We start from the raw sequence: 20,930 nt of genomic DNA on the forward strand, positions 1-20,930 counted from the left end.
GCCACCGATCGACGCCGCTGCCCTAGGCTTTTCCGTCATGAGCAGTGCCGCCGCGTTCTCGTACGCCCCCTTGCTGCCGACCGGTCCCGACCACACCGAATACCGCCTGGTCACCGACGAGGGCGTCGACGTCGTCAACGGTCCGGGTGGCCGTCGCTTCCTCACCGTGGAGCCCTCCGCGCTGACCGCGCTGACCGCCGAGGCGATGCACGACATCGCCCACTTCCTGCGCCCGGCGCACCTGGCCCAGCTCCGGTCGATCATCGACGACCCGATGGCCTCGCCGAACGACCGGTTCGTCGCGCTGGACCTGCTGCGCAACGCCAACATCGCCGCCGGCGGCGTGCTGCCGATGTGCCAGGACACCGGCACCGCGATCGTGATGGGCAAGCGCGGCCGGCACGTGCTCACCGACGGCACCGACGCCGAGGCCATCTCGCGCGGCGTCTACCAGGCGTACACCCGGCTGAACCTGCGCTACTCGCAGCTCGCCCCGCTGACCATGTGGGAGGAGCGGAACACCGGCAGCAACCTGCCCGCCCAGGTGGAGCTCTACGCCGAGGACCCGGACGGGCACCCGGACGCGTACAAGTTCCTGTTCATGGCCAAGGGCGGCGGGTCGGCCAACAAGTCGTACCTCTACCAGGAGACCAAGGCGCTGTTGAACCCGACGCGGATGATGCAGTTCCTGGAGGAGAAGCTGCGGCTGATCGGCACCGCGGCCTGCCCGCCCTACCACCTGGCCATCGTCATCGGCGGCACCTCCGCCGAGTACGCGCTGAAGACCGCCAAGTACGCCTCCGCCAAGTACCTGGACACCCTGCCCACCTCCGGCTCGATGAGCGCGCACGGCTTCCGTGATCTGGAGTTGGAGGCCGAGGTGCTGGAGCTGACCCGCAACTTCGGCATCGGCGCGCAGTTCGGCGGCCGCTACTTCTGCCACGACGTGCGGGTGGTCCGGCTGCCCCGGCACGGGGCCTCCTGCCCGGTGGCGATCGCTGTCTCCTGCTCCGCCGACCGGCAGGCCGTCGCCAAGATCACTCCGTCCGGGGTATGGCTGGAGCGGCTGGAAACCGACCCGGCGCGCTACCTGCCCGACGTGACCGATGCGCACCTCGACGCGTCCGAGGTGGTCCGGGTCGACCTCAACCGGCCGATGGACGAGATCCGCGCCGAGCTGTCGAAGTACCCGGTGAAGACCCGGCTGTCGCTGACCGGCCCGCTGGTGGTGGCCCGGGACATCGCGCACGCCAAGATCGCCGAGCGGCTGGACGCCGGTGAGCCGATGCCGCAGTACCTCCGCGACCACGCCGTCTACTACGCCGGTCCGGCCAAGACCCCCGAGGGCTACGCCTCCGGCTCGTTCGGCCCGACCACCGCCGGCCGGATGGACGCGTACGTGGAGAAGTTCCAGGCGGCCGGCGGGTCGATGGTGATGCTGGCCAAGGGGAACCGCTCGGCCCAGGTCACCCGCTCCTGCCAGCAGCACGGCGGCTTCTACCTCGGCTCGATCGGCGGCCCGGCCGCCCGGCTCGCCCAGGACTGCATCAAGCACGTCGAGGTGCTCGAATACCCCGAGCTCGGCATGGAGGCGGTCTGGAAGATCGAGGTGGAGGACTTCCCGGCCTTCGTCGTCGTCGACGACAAGGGCAACGACTTCTTCGCCGAGGTCACCAAGCCGGTGCTCACCGTCGGCCGGCGCTGACGCGGAGCCGAAAGGGGCGCCGGGTGGCATCCACCCGGCGCCCCTTCGGTTGTCCGTGATCAGCCCTGGTCGATCCAGATCTGATAGTACGCCGGTCCGGACGTCACCCCGGCCGCGGTGCGGCTGCGCACGACCAGCTCGTGGTTGTACGGCGACCCAGCGGTCCAGCCCACCCGGGCCCTGCCGGCCACATCGGCAGCCACGATCTGCTCCGGGCCCCCGTCGAACGAGTAGACGAACTCGGTGGTGCCGGGCAGCTGGGCGGTGAAGGTGAAATCACCGGTTGTGCCGACCGTCGCGGTGCCGCCCCAGATGAAGACATCGGAGGAGACCATCGGGCTCAGCGGGTCCACGCGGAACGAGTAGAAGTCCGGATCAGTGGTCACCCCGTCGGCCGTCCGGGCCCGCACCTGCAGCTCGGTCCAGCCGCCCCACATCTCGTCGTAGGTACCGCTCGGCGTCCACTCGATGGTGGCCGTGCCGTCCGATCCCGCTGCGACGGTCCGCTCCGGCTCGTACTGGACGTGTGTGACGTCCTGTTTCCGCCTGCCGCACATCGACGTCGGTGCGCCCGCCGGGAGGGGGGATTCCCAGCGGGCGCACCGCCCCCGTCGGATGTCGTCACCGACAACCCGGGACGAGTCTCGGCGCTGGCGCTGTCGATCCGCTATCAGATCGCTATCGTCCCCGGCGCGGCGATCCGTGACGGTCGGGCTACTCTGCTGGAATTGCACAGGAAGGCGTACGGGAAGCAGATGCGGTTCGGGATCCTGGGACCCCTGCGGGTGGGCGATGGCGAGGCCACCGTCACCGCGGGCCGGGACCGGACCGTGCTCGCCATGCTGCTGCTGCGTAACGGCCGGGTGGTGCCCATCGAGGAACTGGTCGACGCGGTCTGGGAGGAGCGACCGCCGGCCACCGCCCGCGCCCAGCTCCAGATCTGCGTGTCGCGGCTGCGGCAGCGGCTCGCCCTGCTCGGGCTGCCGCCCGAGACCATCGTCACCGACCCGGTCGGCTACGGCATCCGGGTCGACCCGGCCGACCTGGACGCGGCGGTCTTCGCCCGCACGGTCGAGGCCGGCCGGGCCGCCGGCCAGCCCACCGAGGCGCGCCAGCACTACCGGGCCGCGCTGGCACTCTGGCGCGGCCCGGCGCTGAGCGGGATCGCCAGCCGGCGCGTACGGCGCCGGGCGCAGGCCCTCGACGAGCAGCGCATCGCCACGCTGGAGGACTGCGTCGACGTCGAACTGCGGCTGCACCAGGCAGCTGACCTGATCGACGAACTGGCCGAGAGCGTGGACCGGCATCCGCTGCGGGAGCGGCTGCGCGGCCAGCTCATGCTCGCGCTGTCCGCGGTCGGCCGGCAGGCGGACGCGCTCGCCGTCTATCGCGAGGGCCGCCGCATCTACGCCGAGGAGCTGGGCATCGAGCCCGGTGCCGCGCTGCAGGAGCTGCACCAGCGGGTGCTCGCCGGGGAAACGGCGTTCGGCGCTCCGGCGAGCCCAGCCGCGATGCCCGTCCGCTCGCTGCCCCGGGCGATCAGCGACTTCACCGGGCGGCAGCAGACCGTCGCCCGGCTGGTGAAGGAGATCGAGGAGGACGGGGCCCGGGTCCAGCTCATCGACGGGATGGCCGGCAGCGGCAAGACCACTCTGGCCGTACACGTGGCGACCGCCCTGGGTGACCGCTACCCCGACGCGCACGTCTTCATCGACCTGCACGGGCACAGCGAGCGCAACCCACTGGCCCCGGCCGCGGCGGTGGCGGTGCTGCTCCGCCAGCTCGGTGTGCCGCCCGAGCGGGTACCGCTCGACCTCGACGACCGGCTGGCGATGTGGCGCAGCGAGCTGGCCGACCGGCGGGCCCTGGTGGTGCTCGACAACGCGGCCGACAGCGCGCAGGTGGCGCCGCTGCTGCCCAACGGGCCGGACAATCTCGTCCTGATCACCAGCCGACGTCGGCTGATCGGGCTCGACGACGGGCGGCCGTCGTCCCTCCCGGTGCTGAAGCCCGACGAGGCGGTCGAGTTGCTCGCCCGGATCGCCGGCCCGGACCGGGTGGCCGCCGAGCCGGAGGCCGCCGCCGAGGTGGTCCGCCGTTGTGGTCACCTGCCACTGGCGATCCGGTTGGCCGGCGCCCGCCTGGCGCACCGTCCGACGTGGCGGATCGCGGACCTGGCCGAGCGCCTGACGGCCGGACGGGACCCCCTGGCCGAGCTCGCGGCGGGCGAGCGCTCCGTCGGGCAGGCCTTCGCCCTCTCGTACGCCCAGGTGTCGCCTCCGGCGCAGCGGCTCTTCCGGCTGCTCGGGCTGCATCCCGGCGTCCGGTTCGACAACCGGGTGGCGCGGCGCTCGCCGAGTTGCCCCTTTCCGATGTGCCGGATCTGCTCGACGAACTGGTCGACGCCCATCTGGCGGAGGAGGTGGAGCCGGGCCGGTACCGGCTGCACGATCTGCTGCGGGAGTATGCCCGAGGGCTGCTGACGGATCCGGATCTAGCCGACGAGTGCCGAGCCGGGATGGAACGGCTGCTCGATCACCACCTGCACGTGGCGGCTGCGATCGCCCGGACGATGGAACTGGTCGTCACCGACGCCCTGGACCGCCTGCCTCCGCCGCCGCGCCCTGACCTGGTCGCGGCCACTCTGGACCAGGGCCGAAGCTGGTTCGACGAGAACCGGGCGGCGTTGACCGCCCTGGTCCGGCTCGCCGAGAGCGAGGGCTTCCTCCGGCACTGTTGGCAGCTGGCCCGAGTGTGCTGGCGGTCGTACTTCGACGGGGGGCATCTCGACGAGTTGGTCGAGACGCACACCATCGCCCTGCGTGCCGCGGAGGCGCTGCGCGACGACGGGGCGGCGGCGATGACCATGAATTACCTCGCGTCGGCCCACTACCGGCTGGCCCGGTTCGCCGAGGCGATCCGGCTGATGGAGGCCGTCCTCGACCGGTACCGCCGGGCCGGCCTGCACCGGGACCTGCGGATCATGCTGGGCAACCTGGGCGGTGCATACCTCAGCGGCGACGAGTATCGCCGCGCCGAGGAGTGCATCCGGGCCGCGGTACGACTGGCCCGCTACCCGGACGAGACCGGAGTGCTGGGGAGCCTGCTCAACAACCTGTCGATGGCACTGCTGCACCTCGGCCGGTACGAGGAGGCGCTACGGACCGCCAGGCACCAGCTCCTGCTCCCCCGGCACGGCCCTGACCTGCGCATGTCGGCCAATGCCCTCGGGCACCTCGGGATGATCCGGCACCGGATGGGGGACCTGGTGCCCGCCCGGCGGCTGCTGGAGCTGGCGTTGCTGCTCAAGCGCAGGGAGCACAACCGCTTCGGCGAGGGCGAGGTGCTCAACGAGATCGGGGTGATGGAACGCCGCGCGGGGCGCCCCGGGCAGGCGGCGCTCCGGCACCGCGAGGCGTTGCTGGCGATGACCGGGGCCGGTGACCGGAGCGGCCAGTGCGCGTCCCGCAACCTGCTGGCCCGCGCGCTGTTCGACCAGGGGGCCGGGCCCGGGGCGCTCGACCTGCATCGCCGGGTCCTCCAGGACGCCACCAAGCTCGGGCTCCGCTACGAGCAGGCCCGGGCACTGGACGGGATGGCCCGCTGCCTGCGCGCCACCGATCCGCAGGCCGCCCGGATGTACGCGAGCCGGGCGCTGGCCCTGTTCCGGCAGGTCGAGTCCCCAGACCAGAAGAGCACGGCAAGACTGCTCGCGGAGTTGAGCTGACGAGCGCAGCCCCGACCAGCTTTCCCTGCGGTCCGGCGATCAGCGCGGCAGGATGGTACGCGTGACGACTCCAGAGGCGACCGGCTACCGGATCGAACGCGACTCGATGGGCGAGGTGGAGGTCCCAGCCGAGGCGTTGTGGCGGGCGCAGACCCAGCGTGCGGTGCAGAACTTTCCGATCTCGGGGCGGGGCCTGGAACCGGCCCAGATCAAGGCGTTGGCGCAGATCAAGGGGGCCGCCGCCCAGGTCAACGGCGAGCTGGGGGTGATCAGGGCCGACGTGGCGGAGGCGATCACCACCGCCGCCGCGCACGTGGCCGACGGCGGCTACGACGACCAGTTCCCGGTCGACGTCTTCCAGACCGGCTCCGGCACGTCGTCCAACATGAACGCCAACGAGGTGATCGCCACGCTGGCCAGCCGGGAGCTGGGCCGGAACGTGCACCCGAACGACGACGTCAACGCCTCGCAGTCCAGCAATGACGTGTTCCCGACGTCGATCCACCTGGCCGCCACCCAGTTCGTGGTGGAGGATCTGATCCCTTCGTTGAAGCACCTGGCCGGGGCGCTGGAGGAGAAGGCGGCCGAGTTCGAGACCGTGGTCAAGGCCGGGCGTACCCATCTGATGGACGCCACCCCGGTCACCCTCGGCCAGGAGTTCGGCGGGTACGCCGCCCAGGTCCGCTACGGCATCGAGCGGCTGGAGTCCGCGCTGCCGCGGCTGGCCGAACTGCCGCTCGGCGGCACCGCCGTCGGCACCGGCATCAACACCCCGCTCGGCTTCGCGGGCCGGGTGATCGAGAAGCTGCGCGAGTCGACCGGGCTGCCGCTGACCGAGGCGCGCAACCACTTCGAGGCGCAGGGTGCCCGGGACGCGCTGGTGGAGACCTCCGGCCAACTCCGCACCATCGCGGTCGGCCTGTACAAGATCGCCAACGACATCCGCTGGATGGGCTCCGGCCCGCGGGCCGGCCTGCGGGAGCTGCGCATCCCCGATCTCCAGCCCGGCTCGTCGATCATGCCGGGCAAGGTGAACCCGGTGGTCGCCGAGGCGATGCGGCAGGTCTGTGCGCAGGTCATCGGCAACGACGCCACGGTCGCGTTCGCCGGCTCGCAGGGCGACTTCGAGCTGAACGTGATGCTTCCGGTGATGGGCCGCAACCTGCTGGAGTCGATCAAGCTGCTGGCCGCGTCGAGCCGCCTCTTCGCCGACCGCCTGGTGGTCGGCCTGGTCGCGGACGCCGAGGTCAGTCTGGCGTACGCCGAGGGCTCGCCGTCGATCGTCACCCCGCTCAACCGCCACCTCGGGTACGACGAGGCCGCCTCGATCGCCAAGGAGGCGCTGGCCAGGCAGGTCTCGATCCGGGAGGTGGTGCTCTCCCGGGGACACGTCGCCTCGGGCAAGCTCAGCGAGGCCCAGCTCGACGAGGCCCTGGACCTGCTCCGGATGACCCACCCCTGACCGGGGCTCCGGATCGTGCCGGCACACGTCAGGAGTGGGCCGCCGCCTTGCGGGCTCGGTAGGCGCTCACGGCGGCACGGTTGCCGCAGCCGGTGTCGCAGAACCGGCGGGACCGGTTCTTCGAGAGGTCGACCAGTACCTTGTCGCAGTCCGGGTGGTCGCACAGGCGTAGCCGGCTGAGCTCACCCGTGCGGACCAGGTCGGCCATCGCCATGGCGGCCTCGACGGCCATCCGGGTCGCCAGCGGCGCGTCGCGCGGCACGGCGTGCAGGTGGTACGGCTCGCCGTCGTGCCGGATGAGCTGGGGCAGCGCGTGCGACTCGCGGAGCAGCCCGTTGACGATGCCCACCACCTCGTCGGTGCCGGCGTACCAGATCCGGCGGAGCCGGGGCCGCAGCGCGCGGACCTCGCGCAGCTCCGCGTCGGTGTGCTCGTGGCGGCCGGTCCAGCCGTGCGCGGCGATGAACTCGTCGAGGGCGGGCACGTCGGGCAGGCCCTCCCGGTCCGGCCCGGCGGTGTTCACCAGTCCCGCGGCGGCGACCAGGCCACACTCGGTGTCATGGGCGAATAGCAACTTGACTCCTGTCAGGATGCCGGCCTAGCGTCATCAGCATAACCATGTTTCACCAATGACCGGTCGTTCGATCAAGGAGCTGTCGATGCGTGAACGGTCCGGCGTCGGCCTCGGCCTGGCCCTGCTCTCCGCGCTCACGTTCGCCACATCGGGCACCTTCGCCCGTTCGCTGATCGCCGGCGACTGGTCCGCCGAGGCGGTGGTGCTGGCCCGGGTCGGCATCGCGGCGCTGGTGCTTGCCGTGCCGGCGCTGCTGGCGCTGCGCGGGCGGTGGCCGGTGCTGCGGCGCAACGCCGGCACGATCGTCGTGTTCGGACTGCTCGGGGTGGCGGTGGCACAGGCGTGCTTCTTCAACGCGGTCCGCTACCTGCCGGTCGGTGTCGCGCTCCTGCTGGAGTATCTGGGCATCGTGCTGGTGGTCGGCTGGATGTGGCTGGTCCACGGCCAGCGACCCCGACTGCTCACCGTGATCGGGTCGCTGACCGCGCTCGGCGGGCTGGTGTTCGTGCTGGACCTGACCGGCGCCGGACGGCTCGACCCGATCGGGGTGCTCTGGGGGCTCGGCGCCGGCGTCGGGCTGGCCGGCTACTACGTCATCGCCGGTCGGGTCGACGCCGCGCTGCCGTCCGTGGTGATGGCGAGCGGCGGGATGGCCATCGGCGCGCTGGCACTCGCCCTGCTCGGCATGGCCCGGCTGCTGCCGCTGCGGGCCGACACCGCCGACGTCACCTTCGCCGGGCAGCAGGTGAGCTGGCTGGTGCCGATCGCCGGGCTGTCGTTGATCGCCGCGGTGGTCGCGTACCTGGCCGGGGTCGCGGGAGCCCGGCTGCTCGGCGCGCGCCTGTCCTCCTTCGTCGGGCTGACCGAGGTGATGTTCGCGGTGCTGATCGCCTGGCTGGTGCTGGCCGAACTGCCGACGGCTGTCCAGCTGCTCGGCGGGGCCTTGATCGTGGTCGGGGTCGCCCTGGTCCGGCTGGACGAGCTGCGCACGCCGGAGACGGTCCCGCCGGCCCCGGCCGAGCCGGCGCTGGCCGGCGAGCGGTGAACGAACCCCGTACCGCGGTCGTCTTCGACGCCGACGAGACCCTGATCGACCTGCGCCCGGCGGTCACCGGCGCGCTGGTGGCCGTACTCGAGGAGATGCGGCGGTGGACCCCGGCGGCCGCGGGGGTCTCCCTGGCGGATCTGGAGTCGGACTGGGGTGCGGTGTTCGGCGCGCTGAGCGCCGCGCCGGTGCAGGAGATTCGGCGGGCGGCGCTGGCCCGGTCGCTGGCCCGGGCCGGCCTCGACGAGCACCGGGACGAGTTCGCCGCGCTCTTCTTCGCCCGCCGCTTCGCGCTGAGCCGGCCGTTCCCGGACGCGGTGCCCGCGCTGGCCGCGCTGCGCCCGCGGCACCTGCTGGGCCTGGCCACCAACGGCAACAGCCGCGCCGAGCGCTGCGGGCTCGCCGGCCAGTTCACCTTCGAGCTGTACGCGCACGAGAACGGCCTGCCGAAGAAGCCCGCCCCGGAGTTCTACGCCGCCGTGGTGACGGCGGCCGGACTGCCGCCCGAGCGGATCGTGTACGTGGGGGACTCGCCCGAGCACGACGTGGTGGCGGCACAGCGGGCCGGGCTGCGCGCCGTCTGGCTGAACCGGGCCGGGCTGCCCCGCCCCTCCGGGGTGACCCCGGACGCCGAGGTGGCCACGCTCGCCGACCTCCCCGACCTCCTCCTCGATCTCCTCGCCCGCCACTGACTCGTCCCCCGGCCCTCAGCCGGACCCTCCCGCCGCGGGCCCGCGCCGGGTGCACGACCGAGGACCGTGTCGGTGATGTGGCGGTATCCAGGTGCCCGGGATACCGCCACATCGACGTTTTCGGCGCATCTCACGCTCGCCATCCCCGGGCGACGAGCGCGGCTCGGACCTCGCGGACCACGGCGGTGAAATCCCGGTGCAGGCGGCGGCTGGTCACGTGCAGCACCAGCCAGCCGCCACCGACGAACTGGTTGAGCCGTTGCCGGTCGCGGTGCAGCTGGTCGGCGTCGGCGTGCCACGTGCCGTCGTATTCGACGGCGACCCGGAACTGCGGCCAGGCCAGATCAGGACGCAGGACCAGCCCGGAGTCGAACCGGACCGGGTGCTGCGCGACCGGTCGCGGCAACCCGGCCAGCACCAGGCGGACCCGTAGGTGCGACTCCGGCGGTGACTGCGCCGCCGGGTCCGCCAACCCGAACACCCAACTCGCGCGTCGGCCACCGGGTCGTCCAGCGTTGCGGTCCGCTATGTCGGCGAGTGTGCTCCGGCTGACCATACCTTGAGCCAGCAGCGCGTCGAGGATGCCGACCGCCCGCACCGGGTCGGCCCACACCGCCGTCTCCCAGGCGCACGCCGCCGGGTCGCTGCGCGGCACCCAGGACGAACGGCCAGGGCGGATCGGGTCTGCTCCGCCCTGGCCGGCCCGACGGGCGACGGGCGGGGCAGCCCGCCTGACCGGTCGAACGGAGGTGGCGAGCGCCGACGCCGGAATGGACCGGCTGGCGTTGTCGATCCGACCGGCGGCGATGCTCGCGGTGCTCGTCTGGTGGGCGGTGCGGCTAGCGGTGCTCCTGTGGTCCGCGGTGCGGCTTGAGGTGCTCGTCTGGTCAGTGGTCGTAGCGGCGATGTGTGTCCGGTCGGCGCTGCTGCTGGCGGTGCCGGGCACCCCGGCGGTGGCGCTGCCGGCGATGACCAGGCCTGCGCAGGTGGGGGACACGTCCGGACGGATGCGGTGGACCCGGATGCCAGGCTGGGAGTCGGCACGGGCCATCGGCGGCAGCAGAACGTGCACGTCGTCCGCGAAACCAGCGGCGTGCGCCACGCCGTGCAGGTACGCGGCCGAGGGCCCGGCGATCAGCGCGCCCGGCGGCAGCCGGAGCAGGAGCAGGGCGGCCCGGCAGGCCAGCGCGTGGTCACGGTCGAGCCGGGCGTCGGCGTAGACATCATGCCGGATGCGGAGCCAGGATGCGCCCCGGAGCTGATGCCGGGTCAGCAGCCCACGCTGGACCACGTCCGAGCCACGGAAGACCTGCCAGGCCAACTCGGCCGGCCGGTGCGGATGAGGAGGCATGGGAACAAGCCTGGCGGCGCATCGCGGGCGAGGGACATCCCTGTGGACAACCGTGGCCGGTCTCGCTGCCCCGCCCTGTGGACAACCGCCACACCGCCCGCACTTTGTGCTAGGGGCCCCTGCATGGCCACCGCCTTCATTCCGGGGGCTCCCCGCTCTGTCGCCGTCGGCGGTGTCCGGAGTCGGCGGATACCGCCAGTGCGCCGACCTTGGCGGAAGGCGAGCGCTGTCCGGAAGCCGGCTGCCTGCCGGCCTCGGGACGGCCGACCCGGACATCCGGCCTGGGGACGGGCCCGCCCGCGCCGACCGACAAGCGCGGCCGGACTGGGAGCGCCTGCCACGTCGCGGACCCGGCGGTATCCCGCATGTTCGGCTACCGCCGGGTCGCTGACCTTGCGGTATCCGGCCCGGGAGATACCGCCGCTTCGCCGATCGGGGCCGGTGCGTCAGGCGAGGGCGGTGGCGATCGCCTGGGCGGCGACGGTGACCTGGTCGCCGACCACCGCCACGTCGAGCGGCGCCAGCGACACCACGCCGACGCTCGCCTCCAGCCCGGGCACGCCGAGCACCGGCGCGGCTACTCCGTACGCCCCGGACTGCAGTTCGCCGCTGGTGCTCACCGGGCCGGCGGCGCCCGACCGGCCGGCGAGGATGGCCCGCCCCGCGGCGCCCCGCTCCAGCGGATGCCGGGACCCGGTCCGGTACGCCACGTGGAACGACGTCCAGCTCGGCTCCACCACGGCGAGGGCGACCCCCTCACCCCCCTCGACCACGGTCAGGTGGGCCGTCGCCCCGGTCTGCTCGGCCAGCCGCCGCAGCGCCGGCAGGGCTCCCTCGGCGAGCAGTGGTTGGGCGCGGCGGGCCAGGTGCAGCACGCCCGCACCGAGCCGGAGCTTGCCCGCACCGTCGCGCCGCAGCATGCCGTGCCCGGTCAGCGCGCCGACCAGCCGGTAGACCGCCGCCCGGCCGATGCCCAGCCGGTTCGCCGCCTCGGTGACCGTCAGCCCGCCGGGTGCATCCGCGACCAGGTGCAGCAGGCGCAGCCCCCGGTCCAGGGTCTGGGCCGTCTCTCCCGCCCGTGCCGCCGTGTCCACAGCACGCAGCGTACGACCGGCTCCGCACAACCTCGAAATACCACGGACGGCTACCCTTGTACGGTGACGCTACGCCTGTATGACACCGCCGCCCGATCGGTGCGGGACTTCGTCCCGCGGGAAACCGGCAAGGTGGGGGTCTACCTGTGTGGTCTCACCCTCCAGGCCCCGCCGCACATCGGCCACCTTCGCTCCGGCGTCAACTACGACGTGCTGCGGCGGTGGCTGCTCGTCTCCGGCTTCGAGGTGACCTTCATCCGCAATCTGACCGACATCGACGACAAGATTCTGGTCAAGGCGATGGAGCAGGAGCGGCCGTTCTGGTCGATCGCGTACGCCAACGAGCAGATCCTGGGCGAGTCCTACCGGGCGCTGAACGTGCTGCCGCCGACTTACGAGCCGCGGGCCACCGGGCACATCCCGGAGATGCACGAGCTGATCGCCCGGCTGATCGAGACCGGGCACGCCTACCCGGCCGCCGACGGCTCCGGCGACGTCTACTTCGACGTGGCCTCCTGGCCGGCGTACGGGTCGCTGTCCGGGCAGTCGCCGGAAGACATGCAGCCCGCCGGGGACACACCCGAGCGGGGCAAGCGCGACCCGCGCGACTTCGCCCTGTGGAAGGGCGTCAAGCCGGACGAGCCGGCGGACGCATACTGGCCGTCGCCCTGGGGCCGGGGCCGGCCCGGCTGGCACATCGAGTGCTCGGCGATGTGCTGGCGCTACCTGGGCGCGGAGTTCGACATCCACGGCGGCGGGCTCGACCTGACCTTCCCGCACCACGAGAACGAGATCGCCCAGTCGCAGGCGGCCGACCTGGGGTTCGCCCGCTACTGGGTGCACCACGGCCTGCTCAGCATCGGCGGCGCCAAGATGGGCAAGTCGCTGGGCAACACCCTCGACCTGGACTACGTGGCGTCCCTCGGGGTGCGCCCGGTGGAGCTGCGCTACTACTACGCGGCCGCGCACTACCGGTCCCGCATCGACTACTCGGAGGACTCGCTGCGCGACGCCGCCGTCGCCTACCGCCGGATCGAGGGTTTCGTGCAGAGGGCCGTCGAGCGGGTCGGCGGCGGGCAGCGCGGCGACATGCCGGCCGGCTTCGCCGCCGCGATGGACGACGATCTCAACACCTCGGCCGCCCTGGCCGTGCTGCACGAGGTGGTCAAGGACGGCAACAGCGCGCTGGCCGCCGGCGACGATGTGACCGTCCGCACGACCCTGGCCGCCGCCCGGGCGATGCTGGATATCCTCGGCGTCGACCCCCTGGACCCGGTCTGGACGGGCGGTGGCCGCGCGAGCGACCTGCGCGGCGTGGTGGACTCCCTGATCGCGCTGGCCCTGGAGCAGCGCGCCCAGGCCCGCAGCCGCAAGGACTGGGCCGCCGCCGACGCCGTACGCGACCAGCTCAAGCAGGCCGGCGTGGTGGTCGAGGACACCCCCCAGGGCCCCCGTTGGACTATTGGAGAGCAGGACTGATGGCCGGCAACTCGCAGCGCCGTGGCCGACGGCTGACGCCGAAGGCTGGTGCGCCGAAGGGCACCGGCGGCAAGGGGCGGGACGCCCTCGCGGGCCGTGGCCGCACCCTGCCCGCCGACGAGCGACCCTGGCACAAGGCATACTCGGGCACCGAGCAGCTGCCCCAGCGCACCGCCTGGAAGCAGGAGAAGGAGCGCCGCTCGGCGGCCGAGGAGGGGCGCGCCCCCAAGATCGGCCAGCCGGGCAGCAAGGACACCACCTGGGGCAAGGGCAGCCGCGCCGGCGTCCCGGTGAAGGGTGGCAAGGGCAAGCCGGCCACCCGGGGCGGTCCCCGGGTCGCCCCGGGCCGCCGGTCGAACCCTCCGAAGGACAGCCCGGAGCTGCTGGTCGGACGGAACCCGGTGCTGGAGGCGCTGCGCGCCCAGGTGCCGGCCACCGCCCTCTACCTGGCGCAGGGCATCGACGTCGACGACCGGGTCAACGAGATCGTCCGGACAGCTGCCGACCGGGGCATCGCGCTCCTGGAGGTCAGCCGGGCCGAGCTGGACCGGATGACCGGCGGGGTGCTGCACCAGGGCGTCGGCCTCCAGGTCCCGCCGTTCGCGTACGAGCCGTTCGAGGACCTGATGGCGGCGGCGCTGGAGCAGGCGTGCCCGCTGCTGGTCGCGCTGGACGGGGTCACCGACCCGCGCAACCTCGGCGCGGTGATCCGGTCCGCCGCCGCCTTCGGCGCGCAGGGCGTCTTCGTACCCGAGCGGCGGGCGGCCGGGATCACCGCGACCGCCTGGCGGACCAGCGCCGGCGCGGCCGCGCGGGTGCCGGTCGCCCAGGTCACCAACCTGACCCGGTCGCTGAAGGCGTGCAAGGACGCCGGCTTCGTGGTGGTCGGCCTGGACGCCGACGGCGAGACCGACCTGTACGACCTGGAGGCCGCGGTCGGCCCGCTGGTCGTGGTGGTCGGCTCGGAGGGACGCGGGCTGTCCCGGCTGGTCGGCGAGACCTGCGACCTGACCGTGCGCATCCCGATGGTCTCCGACGTCGAGTCGCTCAACGCCAGCGTCGCCGCCGCGGTCACCCTCGCCGAGGTCGCCCGGCGCCGCGCCGTCGAGATCTGACGCCCTTCTCGGAAGACACGAAAGGGGCGGTCCGCCGTGGCGGACCGCCCCTTTTACGTACGTCAGATCCGGTTGCCGGTGGTGGCGTGGAAGACGTGGCTGCGGCCCTGGCGCGGCTTGACGAACACGGTGTCACCCATGTTCGGCATCGTGCGGCGGTCGGTCCGCACGACGAACCGCTCGGAGCTGCCGCCGAGCGCGGCGTGGCCGTAGACGTTGGCGTCGGAGCCCAGGTCCTCGACCAGCTCGACCACGACCGGCATGCCGCCCTCGGTCGGGCTGACCAGGTCGCAGTCCTCCGGCCGGAAACCGACGGTGACCTTGCCGTCGCCGCCCTCGGCCTTGGCCGCCTCGACCTGCTCGCGGGTCAGCGGCACGTGCATCTCGGCGAACTCGGCACCCTGCTCGGTCAGCGGCACCGTTTTGATGTTCATGGCGGGAGAGCCCATGAAGCCGGCGACGAAGACGTTGGCCGGGGTGTCGTAGAGCGCCCGCGGGGTGTCCACCTGCTGGAGGACGCCGTCGAGCATGACCGCGACCCGGTGACCCATGGTCATGGCCTCGACCTGGTCGTGGGTCACGTACACGGTGGTGACGCCCAGCTTGGCCTGGAGCGACGCGATCTGCGTACGGGTCTGCACCCGGAGCTTGGCGTCGAGGTTCGACAGCGGCTCGTCCATGAGGAAGACCTGCGGCTCCCGGACGATCGCGCGGCCCATGGCGACCCGCTGGCGCTGACCGCCGGAGAGCGCCTTCGGCTTGCGGCTGAGGAAGTCCTCGAGCTGGAGCAGCGCCGCCGCCTCCTTGACCCGCCGGTCGATCTCCGACTTCGAGGTCTTGCGCAGCTTGAGCGCGAACGCCATGTTCTCGTACACCGTCATGTGCGGGTAGAGCGCGTAGTTCTGGAAGACCATCGCGATGTCGCGGGCCTTCGGCGGCAGGTGGGTGACGTCCCGGTCGTCGATGTAGATGGCGCCGTCGTCGACGTCTTCGAGGCCGGCGAGCATCCGCAGGCTGGTGGACTTGCCGCAACCCGACGGGCCGACCAGGACGAGGAACTCCCCGTCGCCGATCTCCAGGTCGAGCTTGTTGACGGCGGGGCGCTCGGTGCCCGGGTAGATCCGGGACGCCTTCGCGTAGGTGACCGTAGCCATGGTGGAGCGCTTCCTTTCACCGGCAGGAACGTGCCGGACGATCCGAGTGGAAGGAGCGACCGGCACCCACGGTGCCGGCCAACGGGCGGTCACCCCAGGCAGCCGAGGCGGACCGGAGGTGTCGTCCGTGTCACTGCACGGTAAACGGGTTTTCCGATCGTGCCAAGACGGGGTGCGTGGGATGGGACGGACCGCATACGCATTCCGGTCAGTCAGGCACTCCGAGGCATCAATCCCCACCACCGTGCGGCGACCGGGTGTCGATACGTCGGCGTCGAGGTCACGAAATTGACGTTTTCCGTGCTGGGGAGCCCTGCGGAACGGGATTTCCGGGCCTCAGTCGCTATGCTGACCACGGCACCACGCGCCCCTGTAGCTCAGCTGGCCAGAGCACTCGCCTTGTAAGCGAGATGTCGCCGGTTCGATCCCGGCCGGGGGCTCCACGCCTTCACCGGTCAAGACCCGTCCGGCGAGCCCATCAAGGGTCGGCCGAGCGGGCGTCTGACATCGACGCCGCGCTGACCCCCTGTCGCCTCGACGGGGTGCCCGATGGCAGCGGGCCCGCCCACCGCGACGGTGGACGGGCCGGGGGTCGCCGGCGTTACGCGGCCGGCACGGTGATCGCGACGCCGCTGACGGCGCCGCCCGCCGTGATGTGGATCAGGTCGGGGTACGCCACCCGGCCGTCGCCCACGCTGTAGAGGAGTCGCACGTCCTGCGTGTTGAAACCCTTCATCGTGAAGGTGCCGTCGGCGCGGGGGGACGTCTCCACGCCCGCCCAGTCACCGGTGGTCGGGTCGACCGCGGTGATGGACACGCACCGCAGGCAGGTGCCTTCGGGCACGGTGACCGTGCCGCTGACCGTGCCCGTGGCCGGCAGCGCCACGTCCAGCGTGGTGGTCTCGCCGGCCGTCACCTGCACCGGCGTCGCGGACGACCGGGTCGCCGCGTTGCCGGACCACGCCCACGCATGCCTCCCGTCGAACGCCGGGAAGGCCAGCTTCCACTGGTACGGGCCGAGGTTGCGGATCTGGTACTGACCGCCGTCGTACGTGCAGGAGGAGTTCGGCCCGGCGTTGGCGTCGAAGGCCGGCCCGGTCGGGCTGGGGCAGACATCGGCCACGCCGGCTCCGGTCGCGGCGTCCCGGACGACCCCGGTCACGGTGCCGGCGCCGTCCAGCTTGACGGTCACCCGGATGCGCTCGCCCGGCGTCGGCGCGAAGATCCTGGCCAGGGCCGGGTCGCCGGTTCCGCCACCGGTCGTCGAGACCCACTGCGCGCCGTGCTCCCCGTCGTACGGCGCGACGAAGAGCCGGAAGTGCTCGGCGGCGAAGAGATTCTTGTAGTCCACCTCGGAACCGCACTGGCCGTACTGCGAGACATCGGTGTGCACCGGGTCGGCCAGGGTGACACACGCCCCGCTGACCGGTTCGCCGGTAGCCGCGTCGACGAAGTCGACGTGCAGGCTGACCGACTTCTCCAGCTTGACGGTGGTCTTGGTGGTCTCCCCTTCGGTCACGGTCACCGGGCCGAAGAGGCCGTTGACGTAGATCTCGTCGGGGTCGTAGCCGCCGCCCTTGTAGGTGCCGACCGGGATGTCCTGGAACCGGGCCCGGCCCTGGCTGTCGGTGCAGGTCGTCTGGAAGGAGAATCCGCCGGGGCCGTCCTGCGGGTACCAGCAGTAGCCGGCGATGGCGGCGCCGGTCTTCTGGTCGACCGCATTGACGACGAGATTTCCGACCGGGGGCCGGGTGAGGTTGACCGTCGTCGTCACGTCCGCCTTCACGGCGAAGTAGGGCGCCTCGTACTCGGAGCTGGCTCCGCCGTTGAAGAGCACCTGGCCGCTCGGGAAGGTGAACTGCGCTTGATAGTTGGTGTCGGTCTCGACCCGGCTGAACCGGTAGCGCCCGGCGTCGTCGGTCGCCACGTTGCCGACCCAATTGCCGCCGCGCCGCAGCTCGACGTTGACGTGCGGGATGCCGCCACCCTTCCGGTCCACGACACGGCCGGCGACGTCGCCGTACTGGATGGGCATCAGCGGGATCTGGAAGGTGGCCGGGGCCGTGATCAGGTCCGCCTCCCAGCTGTTCCGGTGGCCCCAGAGCCATTCCTCGACGTAACCGCCCGCGTTCACCTGGACGGTGTACTGGCCGGCCGGGACGTCCGGGAACGCGAAGTGGCCGGCGGTGTCGCTGTTGGTGAAGTTCCAGTGGGAACCGTCCTGCTGCTGGATGACGATTCCCGCCCCGGCGACGGGCGCGCCGGTCAGCTTGTTGGTGATCGTGCCGTCCAGGCCGGCGGTTTCCGTCGCCTGGGCCGGGCCGGTGAGGCCGATGACGGCCAGCAGGCCGGCCGTCGCCGCCGCGCCCAGCGCGCGCAGCACCCTACCCTTCATTGTTTCCCCGTCTCTGAGTACACAGAGGTCATCCGGCCGTCAGCCGGAGACATCACCCTCCATGGATGTTGTCCAGGAAGGTACCAGTCGTTGGCCACGCCGCCTGTCCCTTCGGACGGCAGGGGACCGGCTGGACCCTGCGCGGCGCTGGCCCGGACGCCGCTTCGAGCCGGCGACCGTTTCAGACGCCGACGGACTCCTCGCACAGAGCTCGTAAGCGAGTTGTCGGGCTTGCGAGCGAGCTGACGCGACGGGTGACCGAATGCGGCAAACGCCGGCCCACCATGTCCAGTGGGCCGGCGTTGAAGCCTGCGGCGGAGGTGCCGTCAGCAGTAGGTGTAGCTGCCGCGGCTGCCCCAGGAGCAGCTGTCGATCGCCGTGCCGGCGGAGTTGCGCAGGTAGGCGGCGTCGCCGGTGTTGTTCCACACGTACCCGGACAAGCCCCAGTAGCGGTTGCTGCTGGTGTTGGTGCCCTTGCCGGTGTGGATCACCACGCTGTAGCCGGCCTTGAGGTAGAAGTCGCTGCTGAACTTGTAGACGTGGTTGGACTTGTCGCGCAGGGTCCAGTTCTTGAGGTTGATGGTGGAGCTGCGCTTGTTGGTCAGCCGCACGTACTCCGCGTTCAGGCTGGTGTTCGACCCGTTGTCGCTGCCCGGCGAGTTGTAGTAGACCTTCGTGATCATCACGGCCGGGGTGGCAGCCTGCGCCGGGGCGGCGACGGCCAGCGACCCGCCGACGGCGATGGCGAGCGCCGAGACGACCCCAATCAGCCTCTTCTTCAAGTGGTCCCCCTTTGTTGGGCATGGACGCCGGCGTGAACCCGTCGCCGGCCAGATGCCTCGACGGCATCACATGCGCGCAGAGCGTAACGGCGGCGAACGGTAGTTTCCCTCCGGAAAGTAGCTGCCAGGGAAACGATGTCTACTTAGGCGTCTGGGAAAAGCCATCTGGCTCGATCTGCGACAAGTTGTCGGAGCCACCGGTGTACAAAGAGGCTGGACCAGTTCATCCACGTGCCAGCTTGTGCGCGAGATGTCGCCGGTTCGATCCCCGGCCGGGGGCTCCAACGGCCCCGCCGGTTTCGCACCTGGCTGCCCGTCGTCCTCAGTTGGACCGGCGGGCCTCGCGTTCGGCGCGCTTGCGCTCGCGCTCTTCCCGGCTCCACTGCTTACGCCGCTCGAGGTCCTGCTTCCACAGGTCGCGGGCCTGCTGGGAGCCGCCCTGGATGGCGTTCTCCACGGTCGGCGGGCCGGCCAGGTTCTTGAACACCCAGGACAGGATGCGCCCGCCCTCGCCGGGTGCCTTCTTCTCCTCGGCAGCCATCGTCCACGCTCCGTCCGCGTCCGCTCGTTGGTAGGCAAATGGTTGGTGCACAAACTATTGGTACGGTAACAGGGTGGCGAGAAGCGGTGCAGGATCGGGTGACCTGAGCGGGATCGACGACCCGCTGGCTCTGGAGCAGCAGGTCTGCTTCGCCCTGTCCGTCGCGGCCCGCGGGGTGGTGGCGGTGTACCGCCCACTGCTCGAGCCGATCGGCCTGACCCACCCGCAGTACCTGGTGATGCTCGCGCTGTGGCAGCACGGGCCACTCTCCGTACGCGAACTGAGCCGGCTGCTGCAGCTCGACCCGGGCACCCTGTCGCCGTTGCTCAAACGCCTCGAGGCGAGCGGCTACCTCCAGCGGGAGCGGAACCCGGCCGACGAGCGCAGCCTCGCCGTGACGCTCACCGCCAAGGGCCGGGCCCTGCGCAGCCAGGCCGAGCAGATCCCGCCGGCCATCGTCGAGCGGCTCGGCATGCCGCTCGACGACCTCCGGAAGCTGCACGCCGCCCTCACCGAGGTGATCGAGGCCGCCCAGCAGGCCCCGAAGGCGGCCCCGCCGCCGGACGACCGCGGGTCGTGACCCGGCCCCGCGGTGCGGTCGCCGTCGAACCACGACCGCCCGCGGGGTGTACGCCGGCGGTCAGCCCCAGTTCTGCGGGGCGGGCTGGCGGGTCGTCGCGTTGATCCGGTTGAAGAAGTTGGTGGTGGCGATCCAGAGCACCAGCGCCGCCAGCTCCTTCTCCCCGAAGTGGCGGGCCGCCTCGTCCCAGATGTCGTCCGGCACCGGGTCGCTCCGGTCGGCGAGCCGGGTCGCCGCCTCGGCCAGGGCGAGCGCCGACCGCTCCGCGTCGGTGAAGTACGGCGTCTCGCGCCAGGCGGCCAGCGCGAACAGCCGCTCCTCGGTCTCGCCGTTCTTGCGGGCGTTGCGCGCCCCGGAGTCGACGCAGGCGCTGCATCCGTTGATCTGGCTGGCCCGCAGGTGGACCAGCTCCAGGGTGCTGGCCGGTACGCCCGCCGAGTGCGCGGCCTTGTAGAGCAGGTTGACCCCCTTCACCGCGTCCGGGAGCAGCGCCGCGGGGTTCTGGATACGTGCTTCGAGAGCCATGTCCGTTGGTCCTGTCTTGTTAGGCTGGCCGGCGTTCACCGCCGGCGCGTTGTCGTCCGTCGCCTGGATGTCGAGCGTGGGGCGGATGGCGTGACAGATGTGACAGCGGTCACCCGAGGGCCGCGTCCGGTCGGGATGGCGAGGCGTGAGCGACACCGATCTGCTGGCCCAGCGTTTCGAGGAGCAGCGTCCGCGGCTGCGCGCCGTGGCCCACCGGATGCTCGGCTCGCCGGCCGAGGCGGACGACGCCGTGCAGGACACCTGGCTGCGGCTCAGCCGCGCCGACGTGGACACCATCGACAACCTGCCGGGCTGGCTGACCACCACGGTCGGGCGGGTCTGCCTGGACCGGCTGCGGTCCGGCAGCGTCCGGCACGAACAGGCGGCGGACGTGGCGGGGGACGAGCCGGCCACCGAGGCGCCCGGGGGGCGGGACCCGGAGCAGGAGGCGCTGCTCTCCGAGTCGGTCGGTCAGGCGCTCGAGGTGGTGCTGACCACCCTCGGCCCGACCGAGCGGTTGGTGTTCGTGCTGCACGACATGTTCGCCGTCTCCTTCGAGGAGATCGCGCCGGTGGTCGACCGCAGCTCCATCGCCGTACGGCAGATCGCCAGCCGCGCCCGGCGCCGGGTGCAGACCCGCTCGGCCGACCCGCAGACCGATCCGGTCCGGAAGCGCCGGGTCGTCGAGGCCTTCCTCGCCGCATCGCGG

Annotated in this window: 16 protein-coding genes, 1 tRNA gene and 2 pseudogenes; 10 read left to right on the forward strand and 9 right to left on the reverse strand. The window is 72.0% G+C overall.

Annotation, left to right across the window (positions count from 1 at the left end; all coding sequences use genetic code 11):
• Positions 1–37: 37 nt before the first annotated feature.
• A complete protein-coding gene (locus tag ACFYM6_RS14045) occupies positions 38–1,705 on the forward strand; it encodes a fumarate hydratase (protein WP_387275339.1) in 1,668 nt (555 codons plus the stop codon).
• Positions 1,706–1,764: 59 nt separating this feature from the next.
• On the opposite strand, the gene ACFYM6_RS14050 is transcribed toward ACFYM6_RS14045, so the two are convergent.
• The gene (locus ACFYM6_RS14050; RefSeq protein WP_387275341.1) at positions 1,765–2,262 is read right to left on the reverse strand and encodes a hypothetical protein; all 498 of its coding nucleotides are present in this window, start codon (positions 2,260–2,262) and stop codon (positions 1,765–1,767) included.
• 198 nt (positions 2,263–2,460) lie between these two features.
• Between ACFYM6_RS14050 and ACFYM6_RS14055 the strand changes: the two are divergent.
• Together ACFYM6_RS14055 and ACFYM6_RS14060 are read left to right on the forward strand one after the other, a co-directional pair.
• Positions 2,461–5,432: pseudogene (locus ACFYM6_RS14055) on the forward strand (BTAD domain-containing putative transcriptional regulator).
• A gap of 52 nt (positions 5,433–5,484) precedes the next feature.
• Positions 5,485–6,894: a class II fumarate hydratase gene (locus tag ACFYM6_RS14060; protein WP_387275343.1), complete on the forward strand. Its 1,410-nt coding sequence runs from the start codon at positions 5,485–5,487 to the stop codon at positions 6,892–6,894.
• Between the two features lie 28 nt (positions 6,895–6,922).
• Here the strand turns inward: ACFYM6_RS14060 and ACFYM6_RS14065 are convergent, their stop codons facing one another.
• Positions 6,923–7,468, reverse strand: a complete 546-nt coding sequence (locus ACFYM6_RS14065) for a CGNR zinc finger domain-containing protein (protein WP_387275345.1) — start codon at positions 7,466–7,468, stop codon at positions 6,923–6,925.
• An 85-nt stretch (positions 7,469–7,553) separates the two neighbouring features.
• Here ACFYM6_RS14065 and ACFYM6_RS14070 point away from each other — a divergent pair, with 85 nt between their 5' ends.
• Both ACFYM6_RS14070 and ACFYM6_RS14075 read left to right on the forward strand, forming a co-directional pair.
• Positions 7,554–8,513, forward strand: a complete 960-nt coding sequence (locus ACFYM6_RS14070) for a DMT family transporter (protein ID WP_387275347.1) — start codon at positions 7,554–7,556, stop codon at positions 8,511–8,513.
• Positions 8,510–9,205, forward strand: coding sequence for an HAD family hydrolase (locus tag ACFYM6_RS14075; RefSeq protein ID WP_387275349.1), 696 nt, complete (start codon positions 8,510–8,512; stop codon positions 9,203–9,205). Before ACFYM6_RS14070 ends, ACFYM6_RS14075 begins: the two co-directional genes overlap by 4 nt.
• A gap of 130 nt (positions 9,206–9,335) precedes the next feature.
• Here the strand turns inward: ACFYM6_RS14075 and ACFYM6_RS14080 are convergent, their stop codons facing one another.
• Complete coding sequence (locus ACFYM6_RS14080; protein ID WP_387275351.1) at positions 9,336–10,556, reverse strand: hypothetical protein; 1,221 nt, start codon at positions 10,554–10,556, stop codon at positions 9,336–9,338.
• 446 nt (positions 10,557–11,002) lie between these two features.
• A complete protein-coding gene (locus ACFYM6_RS14085) occupies positions 11,003–11,650 on the reverse strand; it encodes an IclR family transcriptional regulator (RefSeq protein WP_073837780.1) in 648 nt (215 codons plus the stop codon).
• Between the two features lie 63 nt (positions 11,651–11,713).
• Here ACFYM6_RS14085 and cysS point away from each other — a divergent pair, with 63 nt between their 5' ends.
• Together cysS and rlmB are read left to right on the forward strand one after the other, a co-directional pair.
• Positions 11,714–13,129, forward strand: a complete 1,416-nt coding sequence (gene cysS / locus ACFYM6_RS14090) for a cysteine--tRNA ligase (RefSeq protein WP_387275353.1) — start codon at positions 11,714–11,716, stop codon at positions 13,127–13,129.
• Positions 13,129–14,244, forward strand: a complete 1,116-nt coding sequence (rlmB, locus tag ACFYM6_RS14095) for a 23S rRNA (guanosine(2251)-2'-O)-methyltransferase RlmB (protein WP_387275355.1) — start codon at positions 13,129–13,131, stop codon at positions 14,242–14,244. Before cysS ends, rlmB begins: the two co-directional genes overlap by 1 nt.
• Positions 14,245–14,306: 62 nt before the next feature.
• Here the strand turns inward: rlmB and ACFYM6_RS14100 are convergent, their stop codons facing one another.
• Positions 14,307–15,398, reverse strand: coding sequence for an ABC transporter ATP-binding protein (locus tag ACFYM6_RS14100; RefSeq protein WP_387275357.1), 1,092 nt, complete (start codon positions 15,396–15,398; stop codon positions 14,307–14,309).
• Between the two features lie 366 nt (positions 15,399–15,764).
• Here ACFYM6_RS14100 and ACFYM6_RS14105 point away from each other — a divergent pair.
• Positions 15,765–15,841, forward strand: a tRNA-Thr gene (locus ACFYM6_RS14105).
• A 158-nt stretch (positions 15,842–15,999) separates the two neighbouring features.
• Here ACFYM6_RS14105 and ACFYM6_RS14110 read toward each other — a convergent pair.
• The 3 genes from ACFYM6_RS14110 to ACFYM6_RS14120 all read right to left on the reverse strand — a co-directional run bounded on the left by ACFYM6_RS14110 (position 16,000) and on the right by ACFYM6_RS14120 (position 19,116).
• A complete protein-coding gene (locus tag ACFYM6_RS14110; RefSeq protein WP_387275359.1) occupies positions 16,000–17,793 on the reverse strand; it encodes a carboxypeptidase regulatory-like domain-containing protein in 1,794 nt (597 codons plus the stop codon).
• Between the two features lie 326 nt (positions 17,794–18,119).
• Complete coding sequence (locus ACFYM6_RS14115; RefSeq protein WP_387275361.1) at positions 18,120–18,575, reverse strand: lamin tail domain-containing protein; 456 nt, start codon at positions 18,573–18,575, stop codon at positions 18,120–18,122.
• Positions 18,576–18,897: 322 nt separating this feature from the next.
• The gene (locus tag ACFYM6_RS14120) at positions 18,898–19,116 is read right to left on the reverse strand and encodes a hypothetical protein (protein WP_387275363.1); all 219 of its coding nucleotides are present in this window, start codon (positions 19,114–19,116) and stop codon (positions 18,898–18,900) included.
• A 112-nt stretch (positions 19,117–19,228) separates the two neighbouring features.
• Here ACFYM6_RS14120 and ACFYM6_RS14125 point away from each other — a divergent pair, with 112 nt between their 5' ends.
• Positions 19,229–19,696, forward strand: a complete 468-nt coding sequence (locus tag ACFYM6_RS14125; RefSeq protein WP_387275575.1) for a MarR family winged helix-turn-helix transcriptional regulator — start codon at positions 19,229–19,231, stop codon at positions 19,694–19,696.
• Between the two features lie 60 nt (positions 19,697–19,756).
• Here ACFYM6_RS14125 and ACFYM6_RS14130 read toward each other — a convergent pair whose 3' ends face one another.
• Complete coding sequence (locus ACFYM6_RS14130; protein ID WP_073837832.1) at positions 19,757–20,221, reverse strand: carboxymuconolactone decarboxylase family protein; 465 nt, start codon at positions 20,219–20,221, stop codon at positions 19,757–19,759.
• A 145-nt stretch (positions 20,222–20,366) separates the two neighbouring features.
• Here ACFYM6_RS14130 and ACFYM6_RS14135 point away from each other — a divergent pair.
• Positions 20,367–20,846 (forward strand): annotated as a pseudogene (locus ACFYM6_RS14135) (sigma-70 family RNA polymerase sigma factor); the annotation flags it as partial.
• Positions 20,847–20,930 lie beyond the last annotated feature (84 nt).

This window comes from Micromonospora sp. NPDC006431 (assembly GCF_042870725.1).
Lineage (GTDB): Bacteria > Actinomycetota > Actinomycetes > Mycobacteriales > Micromonosporaceae > Micromonospora.

Bases quoted from the DNA above. Each gene is read 5' to 3' on its own strand.
- ACFYM6_RS14050 (WP_387275341.1), bottom strand. From the start codon at position 2,262: ATGTGCGGCAGGCGGAAACAGGACGTCACACACGTCCAGTACGAGCCG.
- ACFYM6_RS14080 (WP_387275351.1), bottom strand. From the start codon at position 10,556: ATGCCTCCTCATCCGCACCGGCCGGCCGAGTTGGCCTGGCAGGTCTTC.
- ACFYM6_RS14045 (WP_387275339.1), top strand. From the start codon at position 38: ATGAGCAGTGCCGCCGCGTTCTCGTACGCCCCCTTGCTGCCGACCGGT.
- ACFYM6_RS14130 (WP_073837832.1), bottom strand. From the start codon at position 20,221: ATGGCTCTCGAAGCACGTATCCAGAACCCCGCGGCGCTGCTCCCGGAC.
- ACFYM6_RS14060 (WP_387275343.1), top strand. From the start codon at position 5,485: ATGGTACGCGTGACGACTCCAGAGGCGACCGGCTACCGGATCGAACGC.
- ACFYM6_RS14120 (WP_387275363.1), bottom strand. From the start codon at position 19,116: ATGGCTGCCGAGGAGAAGAAGGCACCCGGCGAGGGCGGGCGCATCCTG.
- ACFYM6_RS14070 (WP_387275347.1), top strand. From the start codon at position 7,554: ATGCGTGAACGGTCCGGCGTCGGCCTCGGCCTGGCCCTGCTCTCCGCG.
- rlmB (WP_387275355.1), top strand. From the start codon at position 13,129: ATGGCCGGCAACTCGCAGCGCCGTGGCCGACGGCTGACGCCGAAGGCT.
- ACFYM6_RS14100 (WP_387275357.1), bottom strand. From the start codon at position 15,398: ATGGCTACGGTCACCTACGCGAAGGCGTCCCGGATCTACCCGGGCACC.
- ACFYM6_RS14110 (WP_387275359.1), bottom strand. From the start codon at position 17,793: ATGAAGGGTAGGGTGCTGCGCGCGCTGGGCGCGGCGGCGACGGCCGGC.